General features: G+C 35.3%; 23 protein-coding genes. 12 read left to right on the top strand and 11 right to left on the bottom strand.

All coding sequences use genetic code 11. The features are described from left to right. The first annotated feature begins 244 nt into the window (after nucleotides 1–244). Nucleotides 245–1,978 carry a helix-turn-helix domain-containing protein gene (locus BW951_RS05950; RefSeq protein ID WP_084196363.1) on the top strand — a complete coding sequence of 578 codons (1,734 nt, stop codon included), beginning with the start codon at nucleotides 245–247 and terminating at the stop codon, nucleotides 1,976–1,978. A 124-nt stretch (nucleotides 1,979–2,102) separates the two neighbouring features. Here the strand turns inward: BW951_RS05950 and BW951_RS05945 are convergent, their stop codons facing one another. Both BW951_RS05945 and katG read right to left on the bottom strand, forming a co-directional pair. Next, on the bottom strand, nucleotides 2,103–2,705 hold the full coding sequence (locus tag BW951_RS05945) for a hypothetical protein (protein WP_076390942.1): 603 nt from the start codon (nucleotides 2,703–2,705) through the stop codon (nucleotides 2,103–2,105). A 134-nt stretch (nucleotides 2,706–2,839) separates the two neighbouring features. Then, a complete protein-coding gene (gene katG, locus BW951_RS05940) occupies nucleotides 2,840–5,119 on the bottom strand; it encodes a catalase/peroxidase HPI (protein WP_076390941.1) in 2,280 nt (759 codons plus the stop codon). Between the two features lie 333 nt (nucleotides 5,120–5,452). On the opposite strand from katG, the gene BW951_RS05935 reads away from it, so the two are divergent. After that, nucleotides 5,453–5,914, top strand: a complete 462-nt coding sequence (locus tag BW951_RS05935; RefSeq protein WP_076390940.1) for a heme-binding domain-containing protein — start codon at nucleotides 5,453–5,455, stop codon at nucleotides 5,912–5,914. Between the two features lie 11 nt (nucleotides 5,915–5,925). Further along, on the top strand, nucleotides 5,926–6,339 hold the full coding sequence (locus BW951_RS05930) for a thiol-disulfide oxidoreductase DCC family protein (protein ID WP_076390939.1): 414 nt from the start codon (nucleotides 5,926–5,928) through the stop codon (nucleotides 6,337–6,339). 83 nt (nucleotides 6,340–6,422) lie between these two features. On the opposite strand, the gene BW951_RS05925 is transcribed toward BW951_RS05930, so the two are convergent. Beyond that, nucleotides 6,423–7,859 (bottom strand): alpha-amylase, encoded by a 1,437-nt coding sequence (locus BW951_RS05925; protein WP_076390938.1) that lies wholly within the window; start codon nucleotides 7,857–7,859, stop codon nucleotides 6,423–6,425. Nucleotides 7,860–8,050: 191 nt separating this feature from the next. Here BW951_RS05925 and BW951_RS05920 point away from each other — a divergent pair, with 191 nt between their 5' ends. Further along, a complete protein-coding gene (locus tag BW951_RS05920; protein ID WP_076390937.1) occupies nucleotides 8,051–8,719 on the top strand; it encodes a DUF4290 domain-containing protein in 669 nt (222 codons plus the stop codon). Between the two features lie 2 nt (nucleotides 8,720–8,721). Further along, a complete protein-coding gene (gene murA, locus BW951_RS05915) occupies nucleotides 8,722–10,029 on the top strand; it encodes a UDP-N-acetylglucosamine 1-carboxyvinyltransferase (protein WP_076390936.1) in 1,308 nt (435 codons plus the stop codon). Nucleotides 10,030–10,399: 370 nt separating this feature from the next. On the opposite strand, the gene BW951_RS05910 is transcribed toward murA, so the two are convergent. From BW951_RS05910 to BW951_RS05880, 7 genes are all read right to left on the bottom strand, one after another. Continuing rightward, nucleotides 10,400–10,711, bottom strand: coding sequence for an NIL domain-containing protein (locus BW951_RS05910; RefSeq protein WP_076390935.1), 312 nt, complete (start codon nucleotides 10,709–10,711; stop codon nucleotides 10,400–10,402). Nucleotides 10,712–11,322: 611 nt separating this feature from the next. Beyond that, nucleotides 11,323–11,982, bottom strand: coding sequence for a YiiX/YebB-like N1pC/P60 family cysteine hydrolase (locus tag BW951_RS05905; RefSeq protein ID WP_084196362.1), 660 nt, complete (start codon nucleotides 11,980–11,982; stop codon nucleotides 11,323–11,325). Then, nucleotides 11,957–12,415, bottom strand: coding sequence for a DUF1801 domain-containing protein (locus BW951_RS05900; RefSeq protein ID WP_076390934.1), 459 nt, complete (start codon nucleotides 12,413–12,415; stop codon nucleotides 11,957–11,959). Before BW951_RS05900 ends, BW951_RS05905 begins: the two co-directional genes overlap by 26 nt. Nucleotides 12,416–12,873: 458 nt before the next feature. Continuing rightward, nucleotides 12,874–13,722, bottom strand: a complete 849-nt coding sequence (locus BW951_RS05895; protein WP_076390933.1) for a GLPGLI family protein — start codon at nucleotides 13,720–13,722, stop codon at nucleotides 12,874–12,876. Between the two features lie 76 nt (nucleotides 13,723–13,798). Then, nucleotides 13,799–14,071 carry a hypothetical protein gene (locus BW951_RS05890; RefSeq protein WP_076390932.1) on the bottom strand — a complete coding sequence of 91 codons (273 nt, stop codon included), beginning with the start codon at nucleotides 14,069–14,071 and terminating at the stop codon, nucleotides 13,799–13,801. 1,445 nt (nucleotides 14,072–15,516) lie between these two features. Further along, on the bottom strand, nucleotides 15,517–16,941 hold the full coding sequence (locus BW951_RS05885; protein WP_076390931.1) for a hypothetical protein: 1,425 nt from the start codon (nucleotides 16,939–16,941) through the stop codon (nucleotides 15,517–15,519). 10 nt (nucleotides 16,942–16,951) lie between these two features. Beyond that, nucleotides 16,952–18,136, bottom strand: coding sequence for a hypothetical protein (locus tag BW951_RS05880; RefSeq protein WP_076390930.1), 1,185 nt, complete (start codon nucleotides 18,134–18,136; stop codon nucleotides 16,952–16,954). A 199-nt stretch (nucleotides 18,137–18,335) separates the two neighbouring features. Here BW951_RS05880 and BW951_RS05875 point away from each other — a divergent pair, with 199 nt between their 5' ends. The 4 genes from BW951_RS05875 (at nucleotide 18,336) to proC (ending at nucleotide 22,003) form a co-directional block, all read left to right on the top strand. Beyond that, a complete protein-coding gene (locus BW951_RS05875) occupies nucleotides 18,336–19,541 on the top strand; it encodes a pyridoxal phosphate-dependent aminotransferase (protein ID WP_076390929.1) in 1,206 nt (401 codons plus the stop codon). A gap of 16 nt (nucleotides 19,542–19,557) precedes the next feature. Continuing rightward, a complete protein-coding gene (locus tag BW951_RS05870; RefSeq protein WP_076391010.1) occupies nucleotides 19,558–20,037 on the top strand; it encodes a hypothetical protein in 480 nt (159 codons plus the stop codon). Nucleotides 20,038–20,041: 4 nt separating this feature from the next. Further along, nucleotides 20,042–21,055, top strand: a complete 1,014-nt coding sequence (gene murB, locus BW951_RS05865; RefSeq protein WP_076390928.1) for a UDP-N-acetylmuramate dehydrogenase — start codon at nucleotides 20,042–20,044, stop codon at nucleotides 21,053–21,055. A 144-nt stretch (nucleotides 21,056–21,199) separates the two neighbouring features. Next, the gene (gene proC, locus BW951_RS05860; RefSeq protein WP_076390927.1) at nucleotides 21,200–22,003 is read left to right on the top strand and encodes a pyrroline-5-carboxylate reductase; all 804 of its coding nucleotides are present in this window, start codon (nucleotides 21,200–21,202) and stop codon (nucleotides 22,001–22,003) included. Nucleotides 22,004–22,134: 131 nt separating this feature from the next. Here proC and BW951_RS05855 read toward each other — a convergent pair whose 3' ends face one another. Next, on the bottom strand, nucleotides 22,135–22,557 hold the full coding sequence (locus BW951_RS05855; RefSeq protein WP_076390926.1) for a VanZ family protein: 423 nt from the start codon (nucleotides 22,555–22,557) through the stop codon (nucleotides 22,135–22,137). A 55-nt stretch (nucleotides 22,558–22,612) separates the two neighbouring features. Between BW951_RS05855 and lnt the strand changes: the two genes are divergently transcribed. The 3 genes from lnt to rpmG all read left to right on the top strand — a co-directional run bounded on the left by lnt (nucleotide 22,613) and on the right by rpmG (nucleotide 24,868). Then, on the top strand, nucleotides 22,613–24,247 hold the full coding sequence (gene lnt, locus BW951_RS05850) for an apolipoprotein N-acyltransferase (protein ID WP_076390925.1): 1,635 nt from the start codon (nucleotides 22,613–22,615) through the stop codon (nucleotides 24,245–24,247). 192 nt (nucleotides 24,248–24,439) lie between these two features. Continuing rightward, nucleotides 24,440–24,682, top strand: a complete 243-nt coding sequence (rpmB, locus tag BW951_RS05845; protein ID WP_002976757.1) for a 50S ribosomal protein L28 — start codon at nucleotides 24,440–24,442, stop codon at nucleotides 24,680–24,682. A gap of 3 nt (nucleotides 24,683–24,685) precedes the next feature. Continuing rightward, the gene (rpmG, locus tag BW951_RS05840; protein ID WP_027379950.1) at nucleotides 24,686–24,868 is read left to right on the top strand and encodes a 50S ribosomal protein L33; all 183 of its coding nucleotides are present in this window, start codon (nucleotides 24,686–24,688) and stop codon (nucleotides 24,866–24,868) included. The last annotated feature ends 11 nt before the right edge of the window (nucleotides 24,869–24,879 follow it).

Below are 24,879 nucleotides of genomic sequence, written 5' to 3'. Positions count from 1 at the left end.
TCAATATTTTTTTGGTTGATAATTTCCGGCCGAAAGTCATCGATTATTTTTAGCAATATTAAAAGAGTACACCCTGTTTCACAAATAGTTGTGGGTAAGATTATAAAAATTATTACGTAAAAATTTTTATAATTTTTACATTTCCTCTGTTTATTACTCTAATCATCAGTGATTTATTATCATCAGTAAAAAACATTTTTATATCTATGTAAACTTTTATTATATTAAAATAATTACATTTGAAGTGAAAAAAGAATTCCATGAAAAACAAATTAAAAAAGGAATGAATAAAACTATTTTCAGCTTTTTTGTTTTTTTTACAATCTGTCAACTGTCAGCACAGGATTATTATTCTGCGTTAAGAAATAAATATTGGATATATGAAGAGAATGATCAAAAAGCTTTTCATTATCTCAACATCTACATATCGAAAGCAAAAAAAGAAAAAAATTATGCAGAATTGTTTCAGGCTTATGATGATGCTATAAGATATTCACCAAACAAAAAAATAGAATATGCAGACAGTGCTATTTCTGCTGCAAAATTATCTGGAAATTCTGATCTTATTGGCAGTTCATATATAAGTAAAGGAGCTGTATATTATTTTACCTACAGAAAATTTCAACCAGCTCTGAATGAATATTTGAAGGCATATGAGTATACAAAAAATACAGATGATGAATTTCTAAAATACCAAAATCTATACCATATTGGTGTTGTAAAAAGCTATCTGGGGTATTATGAAGAAGCATTACAATTATTTAAGTCATGTAATGTCTATTTTAAATCAAAAATAAAAGCAAATATACACCCTAATCTTATCAAGAATCATCAAAAAGGCTATCTCAATTGCTTACATCAAATGATTGTCTGTTACCAGCAACTGGGAAATTATACTGAATCTGAAAAACTTATAAAAGAAGGATTAGATGCTCTTCCAAAAGATTCTTTTTTCAATCTCGAAAAAAGTTATTTCTATAAAAGTGAAGCCATTACAGAATTTAATAAAAAATCTTATCTAAATTCCATTCAAATATTTAACAAAGCACTGCCTGAATTCATAAAAATTAATGATTACACCTTTGCATCTGTCATTTACTACTATCGGGGATCTGCTTATGATGAACTAAAAAATACTGAAAAAGCTCTTTCTGATTATAAGAAAGTAGATTCTATCTTCAATAAATACCAGTTTATTCTTCCTGAATTAAGAAACAATTACGAAAAACTTATTACATTTTACAGAAATAAAAACCAACCAAAAGAAGAATTATATTATACCAAGCAACTGCTAAAAGCAGACAGCATCATCTCCACAGATTTTAAATATCTTTCCAATCGTATACACCGGGACTACGATACAAAATCTTTACTTGAAGCTCAATCAAATCTTGAAAAAACCAATTCTTTCGGAAAGTTTTTACTCATATTCAGCTTCGTCGTAATTTTAGTTCTTATATTATTTTTAGCATATTGGCTGAGAAAGAAAAAAGAAATTCAGATTAAATATGAGGAGCTGTTAGAAAAAATCAGTTCAAAGAATACAAAAATAAAAGAAAATGCAGATCTTAATAAACTTACCGAAAAGAACTCAAAGATAGAAATAAAAACAGTTCAGCTTCTTAAAAGTAAATTCTCTGATTTTGAAAAAAATAATGGCTTTCTTGAAAAAGGAATTACTGCTGGAAAACTTGCAATAGAGTTTGGAACCAATGCAACTTATATTTCACAATTTATGAATGAATATCAGGGCTGTAATTTCAATACTTATATCAATAAATTAAGAATAGATTACGCAACAGAAAAAATATACAATAATAAACTTTGGCAAAAATACTCTGTAGAAGATATAGCACTTGCCTGTGGTTTTAGCAATCGGCAAAGTTTTTCAAATTTATTTTATGAACAAAATGGCATTCGACCTGCTGATTTTCTCAAAAAACGAAAAGAGGAAATAAGACTAAAAAGAGTATCGTAAATATTTTAAGATTAAGTTGTAGCGACTAAAGCTTATACAATATCAGATTTTTAAAAATCTTCAGTAATCATAAAAATAAAGCCGGAAAATTAAACCGGCTTTTTTCACAGACAAAATAAAGATACTAATATCTTGAAGTAATTACCCAAGCCGATCCCGTACTCTGCACTACAATTCCTCTTCCCAGATTGCTGTTATTTAATCCATAGTTAGAAAAATTGCCTCCGTTGATTCTGAATAAACCATTTACCGTTACATTTCCTGCAGTATCGTTGATGAGTTGATAGACCTTTCCTCTGTTCGACGAAGTTGCAGATGGTAAAGTAACATCTCCAGATATTAAAACGGTATAATCGTCGTCTGCAACAGTTCCGGTTGATAATGTCCTGATTTTTTGTGAAGCTGCAGCAGAGATCAGCTTGATCCATTTCCCAGAATTTCCGTCAAAATAGTAATATCCGGAAGCCGTAACATCTATGGTCTGTCCTGCAGGAGCTGTATCTTCCTGTGTAACGAAAACAATTGCTCCGTTTTGTGATGCAGTATAATTTTTTGCTCTCAATTGATCTCCTGTAATTCTCGGGGCAATAATCCCGTCAAATTTGAATGGATCTCCCGGATTGCCAATAACATCCAATGTGGCATTTGGATTTTCACCGTTGATACCGATTTGAGCGTAACTAAAAGAACCTACCAATAGTAAGGCAGGAAATAATTTTCTTATCATATTAGAATTTGTTTTTTTAACAAAAATATATCTTTATTACACAAATCCTAATTTTAAACCAATAAAAATACATTTAAAACACAAAAAGACAACCAAATTGGCTGTCTTTTTAAATATTATGTTAAATAATTAAATTATTTTAAATCAAACCGATCAAGATTCATCACTTTTACCCATGCTGAAACAAAATCTTTCACAAATTTTTCTTTAGCATCAGAGCTTGCGTATACTTCTGAAATAGCTCTCAGTTCGGAATTCGATCCGAAAACAAGATCTGCTCTCGTGGCTGTCCATTTTTTATCTCCTGTTTTTCGGTCTGTTCCTTCGTAAAGTTCATTATCTTCCGAAGCCGATTTCCACTGGGTACTCATATCCAATAAATTAACAAAGAAATCATTGGAAAGCACTCCCGGATTCTGTGTAAAAATACCGTGAGAAGATCCGTCGAAATTTGCATTAAGAGATCTCATTCCTCCGATCAGTACGGTAAGTTCAGGAGCTGTAAGATTTAATAATTGTGCTTTATCAATCAGTAATGATTCTGTGGAAACCGAGAATTTTTTCTTTAAATAATTTCTGAATCCATCTGCTGCAGGCTCAAGATATCCCATAGATTCTACATCCGTCTGTTCCTGTGAAGCATCCATTCTTCCCGGCGCAAAAGGAACGATTACCGGATAACCTCCGTCTTTTGCCGCTTTTTCAACAGCAGCACTTCCTGCAAGAACAATAAGGTCTGCTAAAGAAACTCTTTTACCGCCTGTCTGATTTTCATTAAATTCTTTCTGAATATTTTCAAGAATGTTTAAAACTTTCTGAAGCTGTGCCGGATTATTTACTTCCCAGTCTTTTTGTGGAGCCAGACGAATTCTCGCCCCGTTTGCACCTCCTCTTTTGTCACTTCCTCTGAATGTAGAAGCCGATGCCCAGGCTGTAGAAACCAATTCGCAAACACTTAAACCTGAATCTAAAATTTTTGATTTTAAAGCTTCAACGTCTGAATTATTGATTAACGCGTGATCCACTTCCGGAATCGGATCCTGCCATATTAATTCTTCCGCAGGAACATCCGGTCCTAAATAACGGGCTTTTGGTCCCATATCTCTGTGTGTCAGTTTATACCACGCTCTTGCAAATGCGTCTGCAAAAGCATCCGGATTTTCATAAAATCTTCTTGAAATTTTCTCATAAACAGGATCAAACCTCAACGAAAGATCCGTTGTAAGCATTGTCGGTCTGTGTTTTTTATCAGGATCAAAAGCATCCGGAATAATTTCTTCACCATTTTTGGCAACCCACTGATGCGCTCCTGCAGGACTTTTGGTAAGTTCCCATTCGTTTTCGAAAAGATTTTTAAAGAAATAATTGCTCCATTCCGTCGGAGTTTCCGTCCAGGTTACTTCCAGTCCGCTGGAAATAGAATCCGGTCCTTTTCCGGATTTGTAGGTACTGTTCCACCCGAATCCCTGTGCTTCAATTCCTGCTGCTTCCGGCTCTTCTCCTACATGATCTGCAGGTCCTGCTCCGTGCGTTTTACCAAATGTGTGACCTCCCGCAATTAAAGCAACGGTTTCTTCATCATTCATTGCCATTCTTCCAAACGTATCGCGAATATCTTTTGCTGCTGCAATAGGATCAGGATTTCCGTCCGGACCTTCAGGATTTACATAAATAAGTCCCATCTGTACCGCAGCCAAAGGTTTTTCTAAATTTCTGGTATGGATATCTCCGTCTGCATTATCATCAGTAGGAAGAACTCCTCTGTTTTCTACCACTCCGTCTGAGCCATGTGCATAGCGAAGATCTCCGCCCAACCATGTTTTCTCTGTTCCCCAATACACATCCTGATCCGGTTCCCAAACATCTTCACGACCTCCTGCAAATCCGAACGTTTTGAATCCCATAGATTCTAAGGCAATATTCCCGGTAAGGATCATTAAGTCTGCCCAGGAAATTTTCTTCCCGTATTTTTGTTTAATGGGCCAAAGAAGTCTTCTCGCTTTATCCAGACTTACGTTGTCCGGCCAACTGTTCAAAGGGGCAAAACGCTGCTGTCCTGCTCCTGCTCCGCCTCGCCCGTCACCTACACGATACGTTCCTGCGCTGTGCCAAGCCATACGGATAAACAAAGGTCCGTAATGTCCGAAATCTGCAGGCCACCAATCCTGAGAATCCGTCATTAGGGCATGAAGATCTTTTTTTACTTCTTCCAGATCCAGACTTTTAAAAGCTTCTGCATAATTGAAATCTTTCTCCATCGGATTAGACAGATCAGAATGCTGACGAAGAATATCTACTCTTAACTGATCCGGCCACCAATCTATATTTTTAGTACCACCTCCTGCTACATTTTCTTTTTTCATCGTTCCGTTGTGAAAAGGGCATTTGCTGATGTCTCCTGAAGTATTTTCCATATTGTTTAAATTTTTATGTTGTTTTACGTTTTACTGAATGAACAATGCAAACTTACCATTGTTATTATATAAATACAATCTATTGAAAATATTTTTACGATAGTTAAAAACAATAATTAAAATCAAAATACTGTTTTGCAGCTATTTACAATTCCAAAAAATTAATCATTCAATTAAGTTAAGCATTTTTTACTTTAATTTAAATAATCTTCAGCCGTTAAAAATCATATTTAGAACAATTCAAGACAGTGGTGAGATTTCCTGAATTTTATCCTTTTTATTTATCTGAAATTTAAGTACCTTTATCTATTCAGAAAACATAAAATTTTAGCAATGAAAAAAATATTGGTTGTAATTCTTGTCGCTTTTATCATCATCCAGTTTTTCCCAATTGATAAAACCAATCCGGCTCCGACTCCCGGAATGGATTTTTTAAAGATCAAAAACACACAGTCCGAAGTGGCACAACTGATTAATAATTCCTGCTACGACTGCCATTCCAACGAGTCCAGATATCCGTGGTATTCTAATATTGCTCCTGCCTCATGGATTCTAAAAAACCATATTGATGAAGGAAGAAAAGAGCTTAATTTCTCTACTTTTGCGACTTATCTTCCCAAACAGCAGGTTCATAAGCTTGATGAATGCATAGAGATGGTCGAAAAGAAAGAAATGCCTCTTGAATCGTATTATATCGGACATCAGGATGCGAAACTTACCGATGCGCAAAGAAAAATATTAGTAGATTACTTCAAAAAAGAAAAAGCGGAAACCGAAAGAAAAATGGCTCTTTAAAACCAAAAATCATGGAGGAAAAATGCATGGGGAAACATATTGTATTTTTTGACGGCGATTGCGGAGTCTGCAATTTCTGGGTACAGTGGATTCTTAAAAGAGATCACAACAACAGATTTCTTTTTGCTTCCCTGCAATCGGATTTCGGGCAACAATTCTTAACCGAAAGAAAACTAAATACGGAAGTCTTCAACACGCTTTATTTGTGGAAACCAAATCATTATTATCTTGAAAAATCCAATGCGGTTCTGCAAATTGCCAATATTTTAGGCGGAATTTATAAACTTTCAGCCATCGGAAAAATCATTCCCGGATTTTTCAGTGATATAATTTATGATCTGATTTCAAAAAACAGAATGAAACTGGCAAATCAGAAATGTTATCTGCCGACTCCGGATGAAAGGAAAAAATTTATTGAAGTTTGATTTGTATTTAAGTTACTTTTCTCACGAATAAACAAAGACTGCCTTTTCAAAAAAGCAGTCTTTTCATTTTAAATTGTCGAATCCTACTGGTTCAAAGACCAGACAGAATAAGACTTCGGAGCGCATTGAATTTTCACCCATTTGTCGCCCTGAGTTGTAGGATACCAGCTTGAACTTCCTGTAAAATCTTTAATCTGCTGACTTGCCCAGTTCGTCTGAATCCATCTTTCCTGCCACGTCGAAGAATTGTTGATGTAAACTACCAATCCCGGATTTCCGTTGTAGCCGTTTCTTCTTGCGATATACTCATCATTATCGGTATAAAGAATAGAAGTTGTACCGGTAGCTTTGTTATTGTGAATCCAGATCAGATTGTTTAATCTTTCTTTGTTCAGCCATTCTTCATAATCTCTGTAGAAAATCGTAGGATATCCTTCATGGGTTAAGATATAAGCATATGCCAACATTTTATTGTAAATGATGTCTGTATCGTGATTGGCAACAAAAGTAACCGCTTTAAAAGGATTTCTTTTCCACATCATATCATCATTCAAAGCATTCAAATTATTATTATCAAATGCTTCATCCATTTTATAATAGGCTGCAAAATCAAAAACCGAACTGTTGGCATTATTTGCCCACCATTCCAGCGTATTTACATTAGAATCCCATAATTCTCCCACAGAAAATCCGCCTACATTCGCATTCCATTTATTCACCACCCATGGTCCGAAACCTTTTACATAATCGAATCTCCATCCGTCAAACTTCATAACGTTTTTGTAATACTTAGCAACAGAATCATCTCTTTCCCAAAGCCAGCTCTGCACATAAGGATTGGCATGGCAAAGATCCGGAAAACCGCCAAAAGCACCTTCATCATTATTACCGTAAGAATTTTTGTAAAAATCGTTGTAATTTCTTGGAAATTTTCCCGATGCTACTCCCGAAAAATTGGTCCAGGTACTGGTTCCTGTGTAAGGATTCGCTTCCGACTGACCACCACTGTTGTGATTGATGACAATATCGGCGTACACCTGCATATTTTCGTCATGAGCTTTTGTAATCAGAGCTTCCAGTTCCGCTCTTGATCCGAAACGTGTTTCCACACTTCCGTTCTGGTTAAAATTTCCGAAATCGTAGTAATCCGTCGGATCGTACCCCATAGAATAGGCTCCGTTCTGGGCTTTTGAAGACGGAGGAAGCCATATCGCTCCAATTCCTGCATTCGACCAGTCGGTTACTTTGGTTTTTACGGTATTCCACCAGTTTCCGCCATCGGGAACATCCCAGTAAAATCCCTGCATAAGGACGCTTCCACCCGGTCCGGCAACAAATTTTGAGGTGGAAGAAACTCCCGCTCCTGTACTGAAAGGGCGCCCGTCATGATTGGTGACATTCACAATTTTATCATGAATCTCTAACTGTTTAGAGTTTTCATTGACGATCTCATCATTGTTCTGGCAAGAACTCAAAATGCCTAAAGCCAGCAATGAGAGTAAAATGTGTGTTTTTTTCATGTTAAAAATTTTAAATTATTAAAGTATCAACTAAAATACAATTTTATTGAAATAAATTCTAAACCAAGTGAAATAATTTTAATATTATCCAACAAATCCCTTCAAATCGTTATTCGGAAGATTCATTAAAAAATCATAAACTTTTAAGATTTTCGGTACAATTTTTCCATTATTCCATATATTTGCAGACTATGGAATACAATACCCAAAAAACTCAGCTTCATTTGCCGGAATACGGCAGAATTATACAACAGTTGGTTGAACGTTGTAAAGAGCTTCCTACAAAAGAAGAGAGAAGCGAAATGGCAATGGCGATCATTGATTTTATGGGTCAGAGAAACCCGCAGCTGCGAGACGAAGAAAATTATAAACATAAACTTTGGGATCATCTCTATATTTTAGCTAATCATGAATTGGATGTAGATTCTCCCTACCCTTTTCCTACGAAAGAAGAACTTGAAGAAAAACCGAAGAGAATGGAATATCCAAAACTTCAGGGTGATTTTAAATTTTACGGGAAAAGTATTCTTCAGTTAATTGAAAAAGCCATCGAACTTGAACAGGGCGACGAAAAAGAAGCTTTGATCGAGGTGATTGCCAACAATATGAAGAAATCTTACAATGTCTATAATAAAGAACACGTAACGGACGATGTAATCTTCCGTCACCTGAAAGAACTTTCGGAAAACAGGCTGGATCTTACCGGAATAGATTCTCTTGAGAAGAGCAAAATCTATTACACGACCAATAATAATAACCGAAATAATAACAATAACAACAGGAATAACAACCGAAACAACCAAAACAACAAAAGAAGGCACAACAACAATAACAACAACAATCATAATAAAAGAAAGTAGACATGAGTGGAACATTTCAAATAAGAGGAGGAAAAAGACTGCAAGGTGAAATTACTCCACAGGGAGCTAAGAACGAAGCTCTTCAGATTCTTTGTGCTGTTTTGTTGACAGATGAGGAAGTCAGAATTAAAAATATTCCCGATATCCACGACGTTAATCGATTAATTGAGATTCTGGGCGACTTTGGTGTACAGGTTACCAAAAACGGACACGGCGATTATACTTTCAAAGCTGATAAAGTAAATTTTGATTATATAAAATCAAACGAGTTTAAAAAAGACGGCGCAAAACTGAGAGGTTCGATCATGTTGATGGGACCAATGTTGGCGAGATACGGTGAAGCGTATATGCCGACTCCGGGAGGCGATAAAATAGGAAGAAGAAGATTAGACACTCACTTTCAGGGACTTGTAGAACTGGGTGCCGAATTTCATTATGATGAGGAAGAATTCTTTTATTCATTAAAAGCGAAAGAACTCAACGGTAAGTTTATTCTGCTTGAAGAGGCTTCTGTAACAGGAACAGCCAACATCGTGATGGCTGCCGCTTTGGCAAAAGGAAAAACCAGAATTTATAACGCGGCGTGCGAACCGTATCTTCAGCAGCTTTGTAAAATGCTGAACAGAATGGGAGCTAATATTTCAGGAATCGGGTCCAACCTGTTAACGATTGAAGGGGTTTCGCATCTACACGGAACGGAGCATACGATGCTTCCGGATATGGTGGAAATCGGTTCATGGATTGGTCTTGCTGCGATGACGAAATCTGAAATTACCATTAAAAACGTAAACTGGAATCAGCTTGGTGTTATTCCGAATACGTTCAGAAAATTAGGCATTCAGCTTGAGCAGAGCAATGACGATATTTTTATTCCAGCTCAGGAAAATTATAAAATTCAAAAATTTATCGACGGATCTATTTTAACGATTTCCGATGCACCTTGGCCAGGATTTACTCCGGATTTGTTATCGATTATTCTGGTGGTAGCAACTCAGGCAAAAGGAAGTCTGCTGGTTCATCAGAAAATGTTTGAATCCAGATTGTTCTTCGTAGATAAACTGATCGATATGGGAGCGCAGATCATTCTTTGCGACCCGCACAGAGCAACGGTAATCGGGCTAAATCAGGAAACTCCGCTGAGAGGAACGACGATGGTTTCTCCTGACATCAGAGCAGGAAATGCACTGTTAATTGCTGCCCTTTCCGCGGAAGGAAAATCTATTATTCACAATATTGAACAGATTGACAGAGGTTATGAAAATATCGACGGAAGACTGAAAGCAATCGGAGCGGATATTGAAAGAATTTAATTTTTATTTTAAAATACAGAGACCACTTTTTGAGTGGTCTTTTTTTAGCTTTAGAAACTGTTTAAATTTGATTAAATATTCAGAAATCATCATTCCTTTTTTAACGAAGATTATATTTACATTACTTGTTATAAAGTGAGCAAAGAGTAATCAACAAGTTGATTTGATCAAACAGCGTTTTCAGGTTTCATGAAGCAAATTTTATTTGCCTTTGCTTTCTGAAAATAAGATGTAAAAAAGTGAATTAAACCCTGCGTCAAAAAATAATTATAAAAATTTAAAAAGGTTCTTAATTTTCAACAAAAAATAAAAACGACCGGTCACAAAAAATGTAATGGTCGTTTGTTGTAATTAAAACTATATGAATCTCTTAAGTATATTTTCTACAGGTATATTCTACCGTGGTACTCAAAAGCTTATTTTTTTCCAGATAAAATTCTAATTGCTTAAAATCTTCTGAGCTTACATTAATATAAAGCTGAACTGCGCCGAAACTTCTTCCGTCTACATATTCTACGTTAGCCGATAACACCTTATGACAGATCCCGAACTGATGATAAATGGTATTCATTAAATGTTCAAATTTCATTTTACCATTCAGCTCTATTTCCAGTATCCATTCTTTTTTGGGCAGGTTTAATTGATTTTGTAAAACCTGTAGTCCCGGATTTGGTGTTACCATAACTCAACATTTTAGGGTTAAACTTTCAGAGAAAACTTTTTTCAGATTTAATATTCTGTTGCTCTGTGCTAATTGTCTGACAAAAATATAAAAAAATATTAGTCTACCAAATTAGTAGGGTAATGTTTTTTTAATTTTAAGCAAATTTTTTCTGTGATGTTTATTTTTCGGTTAAAACCATTTGATTTTTCCAATAACAAAAAAGGCTAAAGCTCTTTTAATTTTAAACATTGCAAAGGCGCAAAATATCATTAAATACTACATCGTCTTAAGACGCAAAGATTTTATCTGCGATAAAATTAAGCATGAATCCTTATTGGAAATCTTTGATTTTCCTGCGCTTTAAAGATTTGAGACGAATAAAAATCCTGCGTCATTGCGTTTTCAGATAAGAATATTTTTATTTACAAAAAAGTTTAAACAAAATTTGGATTTAAATGGATTCAAATGCTTCGTTTTCAAAATAGATCTATAGCAGAAAACAAAGAAAATAGTAATTTGAAATACTATTAAGCCAGACTATGCTAATTCGCTTGTCTAACTAACACAAAAGTTTTCATATAAGGTTTCGCTTCTTATATCCTTATATCAACTTTAATATAATTTATGTTTTATTTAAGTTCCATCACTCTTTCCAGTTTTTGAGAAACAGCCAGACCATTCGGATTGCAGCCTAACTCTCCTTCGGGAACTTTCAGATTTTTCTTTTGATAAAATTCTTCCCAAAAAGCATTTGTTTTTCCTGTTTTCGGATCGATGAAGGTCATTGGTTCCAGCTTAAAAATATGATCTTCCCGAAAAGTTCTTTCTATAAAATCTGAACAGTAATACGAGTTTTCATCCAGAATATAATTGAAGTTATACGGTTTCCCTAACATGGAATTTGCCTTTTCAAGCGCGGAAGGAATCGATTTTTGGTATTCGGATTTCAGACGGTAAACTATAATCCGCTGTCCTTCTTCCGACTGATCTTTCAGGAAATCCTTCATTTCCTGCTTCTGCGAACCGCCTTTTGGAGCGGCGTGAAGTACGAAAATTCCGTCCTTACCTTTTTCCACAATACCGATGTGGTCGAAAGAAGCATTTTCCTGCTTTTGGGTGACATTATTAATGGCTCCTGAAAGTCCCGTTTGTTTTGCGGTCACAAAAAGCAAATCTCCATTCTTCAAACCTGAAATCTGTGAGTTTTTACACCCCATTATCAGGACAAAAAGGGAAAAAGCCGTAAAAACTTTCAGTAAAAAATTATTTCTTTCTAAAATTGGTTTCATAAATATCAATCCATTCTTCAACAGTCATTTTCCGGCTCATTTCTGCCAACAATTCCATCGGAATATCTTCCATTTTTTTGAAGCGCACACAGGATTTGCCCATATCCAGCTTCTTTTTGGAATGTTTCGGAAATTCTTCTACAAACCAGTTCAGCAGTTCGGGTTTCGCATACATTCCCATGTGATACAACGCAACGAAATTTTTCTGGGAAGCAATGCTGATGAAAGGCAAAGGCGATCCGGGTGTACAGTGATAACCGTCGGGATACGTTTCCAGAGGAACTGCCCAACCGATCATTCCGTAGCTTGACCCCTGCGTAAAACCTTCGGGTAAATTATCGTTAATTGTCTGATACATTTTTCTGAATATTTCCTGTCTTTCTTCGGGAATCTGGGAAATATAATCATCAACGGAAACGGATTGAATCTGCATATTTTTCAGTTTTAATAATTCTTCAAATTAACAAAATTTTAGTGGAACAGGATTTTAAATGAATAAGTTTGTTTTAATTTTTTTGATTCGCAGGTTTTAATCATGATGCTTAATTGAACACAAAGCGCACGAAGGATTTTTAATTATGAAACGTTTTTAGGTTCACAAAGCCGTTACACTTAACAATGAATAAGGGAATTTTTTTTAACTTTTGATTCGAAGGTTTTAATCATGTTGCTTAATTGAATACAAAGCTCACGAAGGATTTTTAATTATGAAACGTTTTTAGGTTCATAAAGCCGTTACACTTAACAATGAATAATGGAAAGTTTGTTTTAATTTTTTTGATTCACAGGTTTTAATCTTGATGCTTAATTGAACACAAAGCTGAAGAACGATTTTTAACTGAATAAAGGCTATCATTTTGAATAATAAGACAGGATTCCTGTTTTATTATACTAATTTAATTCTATAGGGTTATCTCCCTTTTTCCTTAACTGCATTTCTTTCTGTCTTTCCATGATGATTTTTCTTTGTTCCGGAGTAACACTTGTTCCAAGACTTTCCAGTATTCCTAATGAATTTTCTCTGAAATTTTGTAACGTTTTTTCTAATTCTGTTTTAGTTGTTTCCGTTGAATTAGTGTATCTGTTTTCGTATATATTTACCAATCTGTCTTTCAATTTAGAATTAGATACAGATCTTACCAGCTCAAAATCATAATCCCCTTTATCATCAGTTATTTTTATGATTAATCCCGGCAATCCACTGAATTTATAAGGACCATAAGGCAATGGAATTTCTGCAGAATACCATGCAGTCCAATTTCTGCCTTTATATGAAACCTTTGCTTTTTTGCAATTAATTGTATTTATTATTTTTGTTTCATCAATAAGTTTCCAATCTTTTATTACCGATTCTTTATATGATAGTAAAGACATGGCAACTCTTTGAAAATACTGTATATTTTCATTGGTTTGTATGATCGTATAAGAAAACTTTGTTTGTGGCATTGACGTCCCTCTGAAATCAAAAACCCCTCCACCATTATTAATTGCTTTTCTTGAAACAATACCGGCTACAGAATCTCTTTTCAAAGAATTAAGACTACTAAAAAATATACGATAATCAGCTACCTGAAGTGAGAATAGTTCTTCATCTGTCTGATTAGGATTTAACGTATTTAATTTAGCTTTCAATAAGTAAATGAACTCTCCTCGCAATGAATCTTTAGTATTCAATTGAGAATAAAATAAAATACTGTAAAATAAAACGAATAGTTGAAATAGTTTTTTATGATAAGACATTGATATTGCTTTTTATTATGAAAAATTGCACATATAAAACCATATGTGCAAATGAAGATTTGTTATTTCTTAACTATTAATAACCGTGTCCACAATAAATTGCTTCAACCATGTTGGCCCAAATTTGTCCTTGTTCGTTAGTCCAGTCCTGAGTAGTGGTAGCAGCTACACCACAAGAAGTATAAGTAACAAAAGTACTCTTGAATTTAGCCGTTTTTTTTGTCTTTTTTACCACTTTAGTACTTACTATTGTTTTTGCAGCCTTAAGATTTAAGTTTTTTACAGGTGTTCCTTTAGCACTAACAAGACCCGTTACACCAAGCATAGCGACAAAAAATACTTTTTTCATAATTGTATATTTTTTTAAAATTGAACAGCAAATATATGGCTATAAATCAAACAAAAGAGAAAAATTTTATTATGTTAACCCCCTGACAGAAGCCGTTTTAAAACATTATTTTATTTTACTGCTAACTTTTTATGAGAAGTTTATCTAACCGCAAAAGTCACAAAAGATGAACTAAATGTTTATTTAAAGTTGGTGATTATAAATAAGAGGATCACAATAGTTTTTAAAAATCTTTGATTTTTATTCTTTTGAGCACTTTGATTATTCTGGAAATTCGCTTTATTATTATCTTTTGCATCTTTTGCGGTTAATTCCGAAATTAATTTAAAGAAGTTCCTAAAATATGCTCACTCTGGCATTTTAGCTTCGGAGGTTTCCGAAATCATATTTCTTTTGGCGAGATGATTTCGGGAGTTCCCGATAGTATGTAACCTTGGGCGGAATACCCTCGGAGAGCTCCGAAAATTTGCTCCTCTTGGCGAGATGGTTTCGGCAGTTCCCGAAAGCGTCCTCCTTTCGGCGGTGGCTCTGGAAAGGCGATTGCTTAATTGAACACAAAGCTCACAAAGGTTTTTTAATTATGAAATCTGTTTACACTTTTTATTTAACCGCAAAAGGTTCAAAAGATTATCTAAATGTTTATTTAAAGCTGGTAATTATAAATAAGAAGATCACAATAGTTTTTAAAAATCTTTGATTTTTATTCTTTTGAGTGCTTTGATTATTCTGGAAATTCGCTTTATTATTATCTTTTGCATCTTTTGCGGTTAATTCCGAAATTACTGTAAACAAGTTTTATTAAACGTTTTTAGGGTCACAAAGCCGTTACACTTAACAAAGAATAAGGGAATTTTTTTTGATTCGCAGGTTTTAATCATGATGCTTAATTGAATACAAAGCTCACGAAGGATTTTTAATTATGAAACGTTTTTAGGTTCACAAAGCCGTTACACTTAACAAAGAATAAGGGAACGTTTGTTTTAATTTTTTTGATTCGCAGGTTTTAATCGTGATGCTTAATTTAACACAAAGCGCACGAAGGATTTTTTAATTATGAAATCTGTTTACACTTTTTATTTAACCGCAAAAGGTTCAAAAGATGAACTAAATGTTTATTTAAAGCTGATGATTATAAATAAGAAGATCACAATAGTTTTTAAAAATCTTTGATTTTTATTCTTTTAAGCGCTTTGATTATTCTGGAAATTCGCTTTATTATTATCTTTTGCATCTTTTGCGGTTAATTCCGAAATTACTGTAAACAAGTTTTATTAAACGTTTTTAGGTTCACAAAGCCGTTACACTTAACAATGAATAAGGGTTTTGAGAATATTCGATTTTATGGTTTTGCAACGATTTCTCATCTTCAAACTGAAACTATTTTAAATCAAAAAAATCAGCCCTAAAAATTTAAGGCTGATTCTTTCAATATTATTTTGATTAAATTATTTTACAAAATTGTAAACGCTGAACATCTGAACGTCTTTCCCGTTTTTGTCCAGAAACAACAATTTATTGTTTGCAGGAACAAACTGTACTAAGTTTCCGTCTGTAAAACCATAATTCTGGAAGAAGTTTCTTCCTTTATAATCGAGTGTAAGTTCTTTCGGAGCCAGACTGCCAAAATCAAAAGATTTCATGGAGAAACCTGTATTCCCGAATGCTCCTTTCGGATAGAATGCGGAAACATACAGATTGTCTCCGGATTCAATCACCTGAACTCTTCTTCCCGAAGGATTGCTTCCAAGCGGTACAAACTGCTTTACTTCTCCTTCTTTATTGAATTTCATTAAAACACCCACATCAAGCTTATATTCAGGATCCGGAAAACGGTTCATTGCAGTCGGCATCGGTCTCGAAATTGTTTCCTGCTGCACCGCCATTAAAACCTCATCTCCTTTTACGATGGTTTTAATTACTTTCACATCGTTCATATCTTTCGCTCCCGCAAGATTGGTACTGCTGATTACTGCTTTTCCGGATTTGATGTCGTAAAACATCACTGTTCCGAAGGTACTTCCGCCCATCGTAACTGCCTGATTTTTTCTTCCGAAAGTTACCAGATAATCGCTGTCGTTTTTGCTGATCGCGTATAATTTTTCAGGAATGTATTTATCATCAAAAGGCAGATCTTTATCTTCCGTGTTGGAAACCATCTCTATTTTATAAGATTCTTTCCAGCCCGCAGCTTTACGAAGCAACACAATTTTTCCGGAGTTGGTTAAGGTTAATGATTTTTCCACATAATCGCTGCTTAAAGAAATTTCTTTGTTCCAAAGCGGCGTTAATGTTCTTAAATCGAGAACCAGAGCATCATTGATGTTGTCTGTTTTTTTCGTGGCATATCGGTCGTTGAAAACGGCTGCATATTTTCCGTTCTCAGAAAAAACTACGTAGGTCGTTCCCGATTTGTTGGTAGATTCAATCGTATATTTTGCGATACTTTTTGTGGTAAACGTTCCCGATTTTTTACTGAAAACGTGCTGAAAAACCTCTTTTCTGTTTTCTTTTCCGAAATATTCTTCCGTAAATGCCACAAAACGGTCTTCATCTATCTGCTGAGAACCCAGATAGTTGTGAAGAACACCGTTGGTTTTATTCGCATAATCCTGAATGTAAGTATCTACAAGACTTCCGTTCTGATCGAGTTTTCTCATCAGCAGTTTTTTATGCGGAAATACGTTTCTCATTAATCCGTCGATATTAATCGCGCTGAACATATAAGAATTGTAATCGTCTGCCAAAACCAGTTTTTCGTCGGTTTCAAGATTGGCATCGGTTGTAAATTTTGTTCCCTCCACCACTTTTACCTGAGCAAATGCGCATACAGAAGCGGTAATCATTACAGAGGCAATAATCTGTTTAATCATATTATTTTCTTTAGTTATTATAAATTTTTTCTTCTAATCTTTTTAATTCGAGGTTGGCATCGTAAGACAGTTTGATGTCTACCAAATGTTCCTGAAGTTCGTTTAAATATTTTTCCGCTTCTGTGTAATTTCCCAAAGCAAGATTCAGCCTTATTAAATTGAAATACAGATACTCTCCTATTTTTTGGTTGTACAGTGCTTTTTTATCGTTGTAATTAACTTTTCCAAGCGCAGCTTTCCACATCTCGATTCCCTTCTGCATATTTTCCATGGCAACTTTATTGGGCGCGTAATCGGATTTTGCCTGAAGTTTCTTAAGATTGGTCGTTACATAGATATATGCTTTTTCCAGATCGTCGTAATCCCCTTTATTTTTTACCGTTTCTAGAGTAACCGATGAATTGATGGTCTGATATCCGAAATGATCATTGATGATATTTCTTGTACGGTCCATTGTTCTCTGCAGATATCTTTTTTCGTGGACATTGAGGTTGATTTCATTTGTGGGTACACTTGCAATTTCGGCAAAGTCTGAAAAATAGGTTTTGTCTAATTTAACCACTCCGTTCTGTTTTCCGACAATTCTCACCGGCTGATTGGCGAATGTTTTCCCCTGATTGTCCTGAAAATTCGTTCTTTCCATTTCAACAAGCACATCAAGATGATTCCCTCCTTTTGAAAATCCGGCAACATCCATCTGAGAAGCGAGAATTTTATTATCGACAATTAGAGCATCTTTAAGGTCGGGCTGTCTGTAAACCGGCATCGGCGGAATATTGAGGACAGGTCTTGAAGGCAGTCTTAAAATTGGCGCTCCGTTTACAGCGGCAATTTTTTCGACAGCAGATAATTTATTGTACTCAGCAGATTCAAGCTTGAATTTTTCCTGAAGCTTTTTTACTTCTGCTTCGTAATCTTTCAGCCTTTCCTGATGTTCGATCTTTGCTGTTTCTACATTGGTCTGATAATTATTTACCTGATTCTGATGCTCTTCTTTAGACATCCTTAAAACATCATCTTTCGTAATATTATAAGGGGATTTTACCGTGATGGTGTAATTTCTGTTGGCAAGATCTGTTGTAAAAACAGGCTCTTTCAGCAACTGAAAACTGATGGTTTCTTTATCAATTCTCTGCCCGAAAACAGACTGAACCGAAAACAAAACAACCGGAAAAAGTAAATTTAATTTCTTCATATATCTATTTAAGTTCCGGGCAAAAGTAAAATAAATTATTAATAAAACACTTTTTGTATCTATTATTAAGGAAATATTCACTTTACAGGAGTTCTTAAAGCAAATCATTCAACTCAATCTGTTAAAATTCTTTCTTTACAAGCTTTATTTTATTATTGAGAAATTATATCTTATTTTTGCCATACAAATTTTTTGAACAATGCCAAATATTTCAAACAGAGCACTCCACATGCCGCCATCGCCGGTAAGAAAATTGGTTCCTTTCGCCCTAAAAGCGAAGCAGAAAGGGACAAAAGTTTATCATCTTAATATCGGGCAACCGGATATTGAAACTCCGGAAACGGCACTTAATGCTTTAAAGAATATTGATTTAAAAGTATTGGAATACGCACTTTCTGAAGGAAATATCGACTACAGAAAAGCACTTACAGAATATTATCACTCTTTGGATTTCACAGATCTTACACCGGATAATTTCATTGTAACCAACGGAGGATCAGAAGCTTTAAATTTCGCCATCTCTACTTTGTGCGATGATGGTGATGAAGTAATTATTCCTGAACCTTATTATGCCAATTATAACGGATTTACAAGTACTTTCAATGTAAATGTAGTGGCAATTCCTTCTACCATCGATACTGGTTTTGCGCTTCCTCCGGTTGAAGAATTTGAGAAAAAAATCACTGAAAAAACAAGAGCTATTGTCATCTGCAACCCCGGAAATCCTACCGGTTATCTTTACACCCGTGAAGAACTTCAGAAATTAGCAGAGATTGCTTTAAAATATGACATCGTTGTTATTTCAGACGAGGTATACAGAGAGTATGTTTACGACGGAAAACAGCAGGTTTCTATGCTGGCTTTTCCTGAGCTGGCAGAAAACTGCATCATTATCGATTCAGAATCAAAACGCTATTCGATGTGCGGCGTAAGAATCGGATGTATGATCACGCGTTCTAAAAAAATCCACGATGCGGCGATGCTTTTCGCACAGGCAAGATTAAGTCCTGTTTTACTGGGACAGATCGCGGCAACGGCGGCTCACCAAAATGACGGCGCTTACATCAGAGCGGTAAGAGAAGAATATACGCACAGAAGAAATGTTCTGGTAGATTTACTGAACGCCATTCCGGGAGTAATCTGCCCAAAACCGAAAGGCGCATTCTACTGCGTTGCGGAACTTCCGGTAGACGATACTGAAAAGTTTGCACAATGGCTTCTGGAAAGCTATTCCCACAATAACGAAACCATTATGGTGGCTCCTGCAGGAGGATTCTACAGCAATCCGGAACTGGGGAAAAAGCAGGTAAGAATTGCTTACGTTCTGAAAGAGGAAGATTTAAGAAGAAGCGCAGCAATCCTTAAAGATGCTCTTGAAAAATACAAATCAGAATTCAGTCTTTAATTTAAACGAACATAATATGTCAGCAATAAAATATCATAGTTTGAAATTGTTCTCACTATTTATTTTATTGCTGATATTTTTTTCATGTAACAGCAAAAAGGAAGAAAATTATCCCGGAAACCCCAACGAAATTATTTCAATAAGCTATTCGGATATCGGCGGAGATCTCGGAAATTACAAAATCGTAAAAATTAACAAGGATTCTGTTTTTGCAGAACAGGGAATTTCAGCAAAGAAAATCCACAAAGAATGGAAATCTGCAATAACACCTCAAATCTGGAAAAGAGTAACAGCGTCTCTTAATGTAAAAACGTTAGACAAAATCGAAAGCTCTCCCAGCAAACAGCCGGTTGACGGTTTTGATGAAACTTTCCAGATCAGAACACCGAAAAAATACCATGTTTATGTAAATTCGTATTCAGATACTATTTATTATCAACAGCTTCAGAAATTAAAAGACCAGATTAACGCCCTCCTTCCAACAGAATATAACTAAAATAATGCACGAAAATTATTCACTAAAGCCATACAATACTTTCGGGGTAGATGTAAAAGCAAGATATTTCACCGAAATACATACCGTTGAAGAACTGAAAGAAGCCATTAGTTTCTCCCGCTCTCATTCGCTTAATACTTTATTTTTAGGAGGCGGAAGCAATGTTCTATTTACAAAAGATTTTGACGGACTGGTGATTAAATTAAACCTGAAAGGAATTTCCGTGCAGCCTGTAAATGAAAACGAAGTTCTGGTTACGGCAAAAGCAGGCGAAAACTGGCACGAATTCGTGATGTTCTGCCTGGATAAGAATTTTGGCGGACTGGAAAATCTTTCCTTAATTCCGGGGAACGTAGGAACATCGCCGATGCAGAATATCGGAGCTTACGGAACTGAAATTAAAGATGTTTTTTATGACTGCAAGGTTTTAAATCTTGAAACGCTGGAAATTGAAACTTTTGATCTTGAAAAATGCAGATTCGGGTACAGAGACTCAATTTTTAAGCAGGAAGGAAAAGGAAAATATGTGATTTTAGAAGTTTCGTTCAGACTTACCTTCCGAAATCATAAAATTAAAACAGAGTACGGCGCAATACAATCCGAACTTGAAAGTTCAGGTATTGAGAATCCTACGATTCAGGATGTTTCCAGAGCGGTTATCAATATCCGGCAAAGCAAATTACCTGATCCGAAAGAAACAGGAAATGCGGGAAGTTTCTTTAAAAATCCGACGATTCCTTTGGCTCAGTTTGAAGCATTACAGCAGAAATTTGAAAATATTCCGGGATATCCGAACGGAAATTCTGTAAAAGTTCCTGCAGGATGGCTGATCGAACAATCCGGCTGGAAAGGAAAACAAATCGGAAACGTTGCCTCTCACAAATTACAGGCTCTTGTTATCGTTAACACAACAGGAAACGCAACCGGAAAGGAAATTTTTGATTTTTCAACAGAAATTATTAATTCCGTGAAAGAAAAATTCGGGATTGAACTGGAAAGGGAGGTGAATATTATTTAAAAATATTTCTAAAATGACCTTTTAATTTGCCATAAGAAATTAATCACAAAAACTATTTAAAATCCAACCTTTTGTGATTTTCGTGATTTTAAACAATTTTACTAACTTTAGAACTAATTATCAGAATAATAAAAACACACAAATATGAAAATAGCGATTCTCGGAGCCGGAAATATGGGCTTATCCTTTTCAAAGTCTTTTTTGAAATACGAACTGATAAAGCCTGAAAACCTTCATTTAATTACAAGAAACCAGTCTAAATTTTCAAAAATCTCGGAAGAATTTCCAAAGTCTAAGATCTCTACTTTCGATGAAGTGAAAGATTTAGATGCAGATTTAATTATCATTGCCGTAAAACCTCAGGATTTTCAGCATGTAGCGGAAAATTTCCGGTTTCAGTTAAAAGAAAACCAGATGGTTTTATCGATTATGGCAGGAATTAAAATCGAGAAAATTCAGAAATTATTAAATCATCCATTGGTTGTAAGAGCCATGCCCAACTCTCCTACTCTTCTCGGAATGGGAATTACAGGCTACACTTCTGCGGAAGGAATTTCTTTCAGCCAGTTAATTAGTATCGAGAGACTATTAAATTCTACCGGAAGATCTGTTTATCTGGAAAATGAAGAACTGTTAGATAGTGTTACGGCGCTTTCGGGAAGCGGACCTGCCTATTTTTACTACATTATCGATGCGATGATAAAAGCAGGGGTAGAAATGGGAATCGAAGAAAATCTTTCCCAGCTTTTTGTGAAACAGACGATGTTGGGAGCGTATCATTTAATCAACAATTCGGATAAAAGTCTGGAAGAACTCATAAAAGATGTGGCTTCCAAAGGCGGAACCACTGAAGCTGCCCTGAAATCATTTAATGAAAATAATTTAAAAGAAATTCTAAAAAGCGGTATCCTGAATGCAGAAAAACGTGCGAAAGAACTGAATGGATAATCAGACTTTTTCAGAGGATAAATAAAAATCGACTTTAGTCAGAATTTATACTAAGTTTTGGCTAAAGCCGATTTTCTTTCTTATTATTAAATTGGGCTAAAACTATTTCCAGTGATGTATTCTTAAATATTTCAGATCATCCAGTTTGGAAATCGTTTTTCGATAAAATTCTTCATCAAAAAGCCTAGAAATACACCAAAAGTATTCAGAATAATATCATCCACTTCAAAAATTCCCATTCTGGAAAAGTACTGAATCGCTTCCACAATGGTAATTGCCGAAATAAACGTAAAAAGGAGATTCTGTAAATCCTGAAGTCTGGGAAAAATCCAGCCGAGAAATCCGAAGGGAATAAACATCACCACATTTCCCGCAACAATAGTCACTATTTCTTTCCATGAAATACATCCTTTAATGAAATTGATGGTAGAAAATATCGGCTCTATGGTTAACAGATTATCTTCCATCTGCGTTCTGCCCATCCCGAAAAACATGAGGTACAGCAAAAACAGCGTATAAGGAACGATAATGATTTTATAAGATTTCTTTAACATCGTTTGCAAATTTATTCATTTCAAAAACATTAAATTTGTATGTTAAATCAATTTAATGAAATACGTTTTACTTACGCTCATTTCAGCGATGCTTTTGTCCGTTTCGTGGCCTACTTACGGCGTTCCGTTTTTTATATTTTTTGCGCTTGTTCCGCTTTTGATGATGGAACACGGCGTCTCCAAATTTTCAGATTACAACAGAAAAAGCTGGGTGGTTTTCGGACTTTCCTACCTCTGTTTTGTGATCTGGAATGTAGTAACAACAGGATGGCTTTATGGTTCAAAAAATCCGGACGGAAGCCATTCTATGATGGCGGTTGTATTTCCGGTATTGGTCAATTCTTTCCTGTATTCATTGGTTTTTCAATGTTATCACTGGTACAAAAATGCACAGGGAACCTATTGGGGTTTAGGATTTCTGATCGCGATCTGGATGAGCTTTGAAAAGTTCCATTTAGGCTGGGAATTAACTTGGCCATGGCTGAATCTGGGAAATGTTTTTTCCGATTATCCTAAACTTATCCAGTGGTACGATACTTTAGGAGCGACCGGTGGAAGTTTCTGGATTTTATTAATTAATGTCCTGATTTTCTACACAATCAGAATCTGGGAAGCAGGGAGAAAAAGAAAAGAACTCATTAAAAATACATCCATTGTTGCAGCTTTAATCATTATTCCGATGGTTATTTCTGTGGTGAAATATAATAATTTTGACGAAAAACCAATCGGAAATGTCAATGTACTGATGCTTCAGCCTGATCTGGATCCGTATGCAGAAAAATACACGCAGGACAGCTTAACGATTGAAAACGATCTTCTAAGCCTTGCAGAAAGAAATTCCAAAACAAAAATAGACTATTACATCGCTCCCGAAACTGCGCTTCCGGGAAGAGGTTCTATTTCGGAAACCGCTTTTGAAAAGAGTGTTATTTTAAACAATCTTAAAGGATTTTTAGCCCAACATCCGGGTTCGGTTTTTGCAACAGGAATTTCTTCGCATCGTTTTTTTACAAATGAAAACAATCTGCCGAAAGAAGCCTACCAGATTCATACGGGACTTTGGGTGGAAAGTTTCAATTCGGCGGTGCAGGTTATTCCGAATCAGAAGGTAGAAGTCTACCACAAAGGAAAGCTGGTTCCGGGCGTGGAAATCTTCCCTTATATGAACTATTTGAAGCCTCTTCTGGGCGATGCAATGATTAATCTGGGCGGAACGGTAGCTTCTTTGGGAACCGACAAAGAAAGGGTTGCTTTTTCAAATCCTTTCAACAAAGGAAAAATGGCTCCGATCATCTGTTATGAAAGTATTTACGGAGAATTTACGGGAGAGTATGTAAAAAAAGGAGCGAACTTTTTAGCCATTATGACGAACGATTCTTGGTGGGGCGTTACAGAAGGACATAAACAGCTTCTTTCCTACGCAAAATTAAGAGCCATTGAAACCCGAAGAGAAATCGCAAGAGCTGCAAACAGCGGAATTTCTGCCCATATTAATGCGAAAGGGGAAATCATGGAAGATACTTTTTACGGCGATAAAACTGCTTTATTTTCTAAAATAAACCTGTATGACGGGATGACTTTTTATACAAGATCAGGAGATCTTCTGTCGAGATTTTCTGTTTTTGCTTTAGGATTTCTGCTGTTTTATTTTTTAATCCGATGGTTTCAGAGAAAGACAAAGAAGGCTTAAAAATTATTATTTCGGGAATATGAAATATATCATTCCTGAAGCCAATGCGTACTGTGAGTGATATTAACATGAAATCTGAATGATTAATGCATAAGTTATTTATAAATAATTTTGTAAAAGATTTGTCTATCTGAAAAATTCTTCGTTATTTTGCACACTCAAATATTATAGTACAAATAAGAACATCGAGATATGTCAAGAATTTGCCAAATAACAGGAAAGCGTGCAATGGTTGGTAACAACGTTTCTCACGCTAATAACAAAACGAAGCGTCGTTTTGAAATTAACTTATTAGAGAAGAAATTTTACCTTCCGGAGCAGGATAAGCACGTAACACTGAAAGTATCAGCTCATGGATTGAGAGTGATTAACAAAATTGGAATCGAGGAAGCTATTGAAAGAGCGACTAGAAACGGATTGATAAAAAAGAACTAAATCATGGCAAAAAAAGGAAACAGAGTTCAAGTAATCCTTGAATGTACAGAGCACAAAGAGAGCGGTATGCCGGGAATGTCAAGATACATTTCTACTAAAAATAAAAAGAACACTACAGAGAGATTGGAATTGAAAAAATACAATCCTGTTCTTAAGAAAGTTACAGTTCACAAAGAAATCAAGTAATTTATAAAATA

This window comes from Chryseobacterium gambrini (assembly GCF_900156825.1).
Classification (GTDB): domain Bacteria; phylum Bacteroidota; class Bacteroidia; order Flavobacteriales; family Weeksellaceae; genus Chryseobacterium; species Chryseobacterium gambrini.
This window is presented reverse-complemented; position numbering and strand designations above follow the sequence as displayed.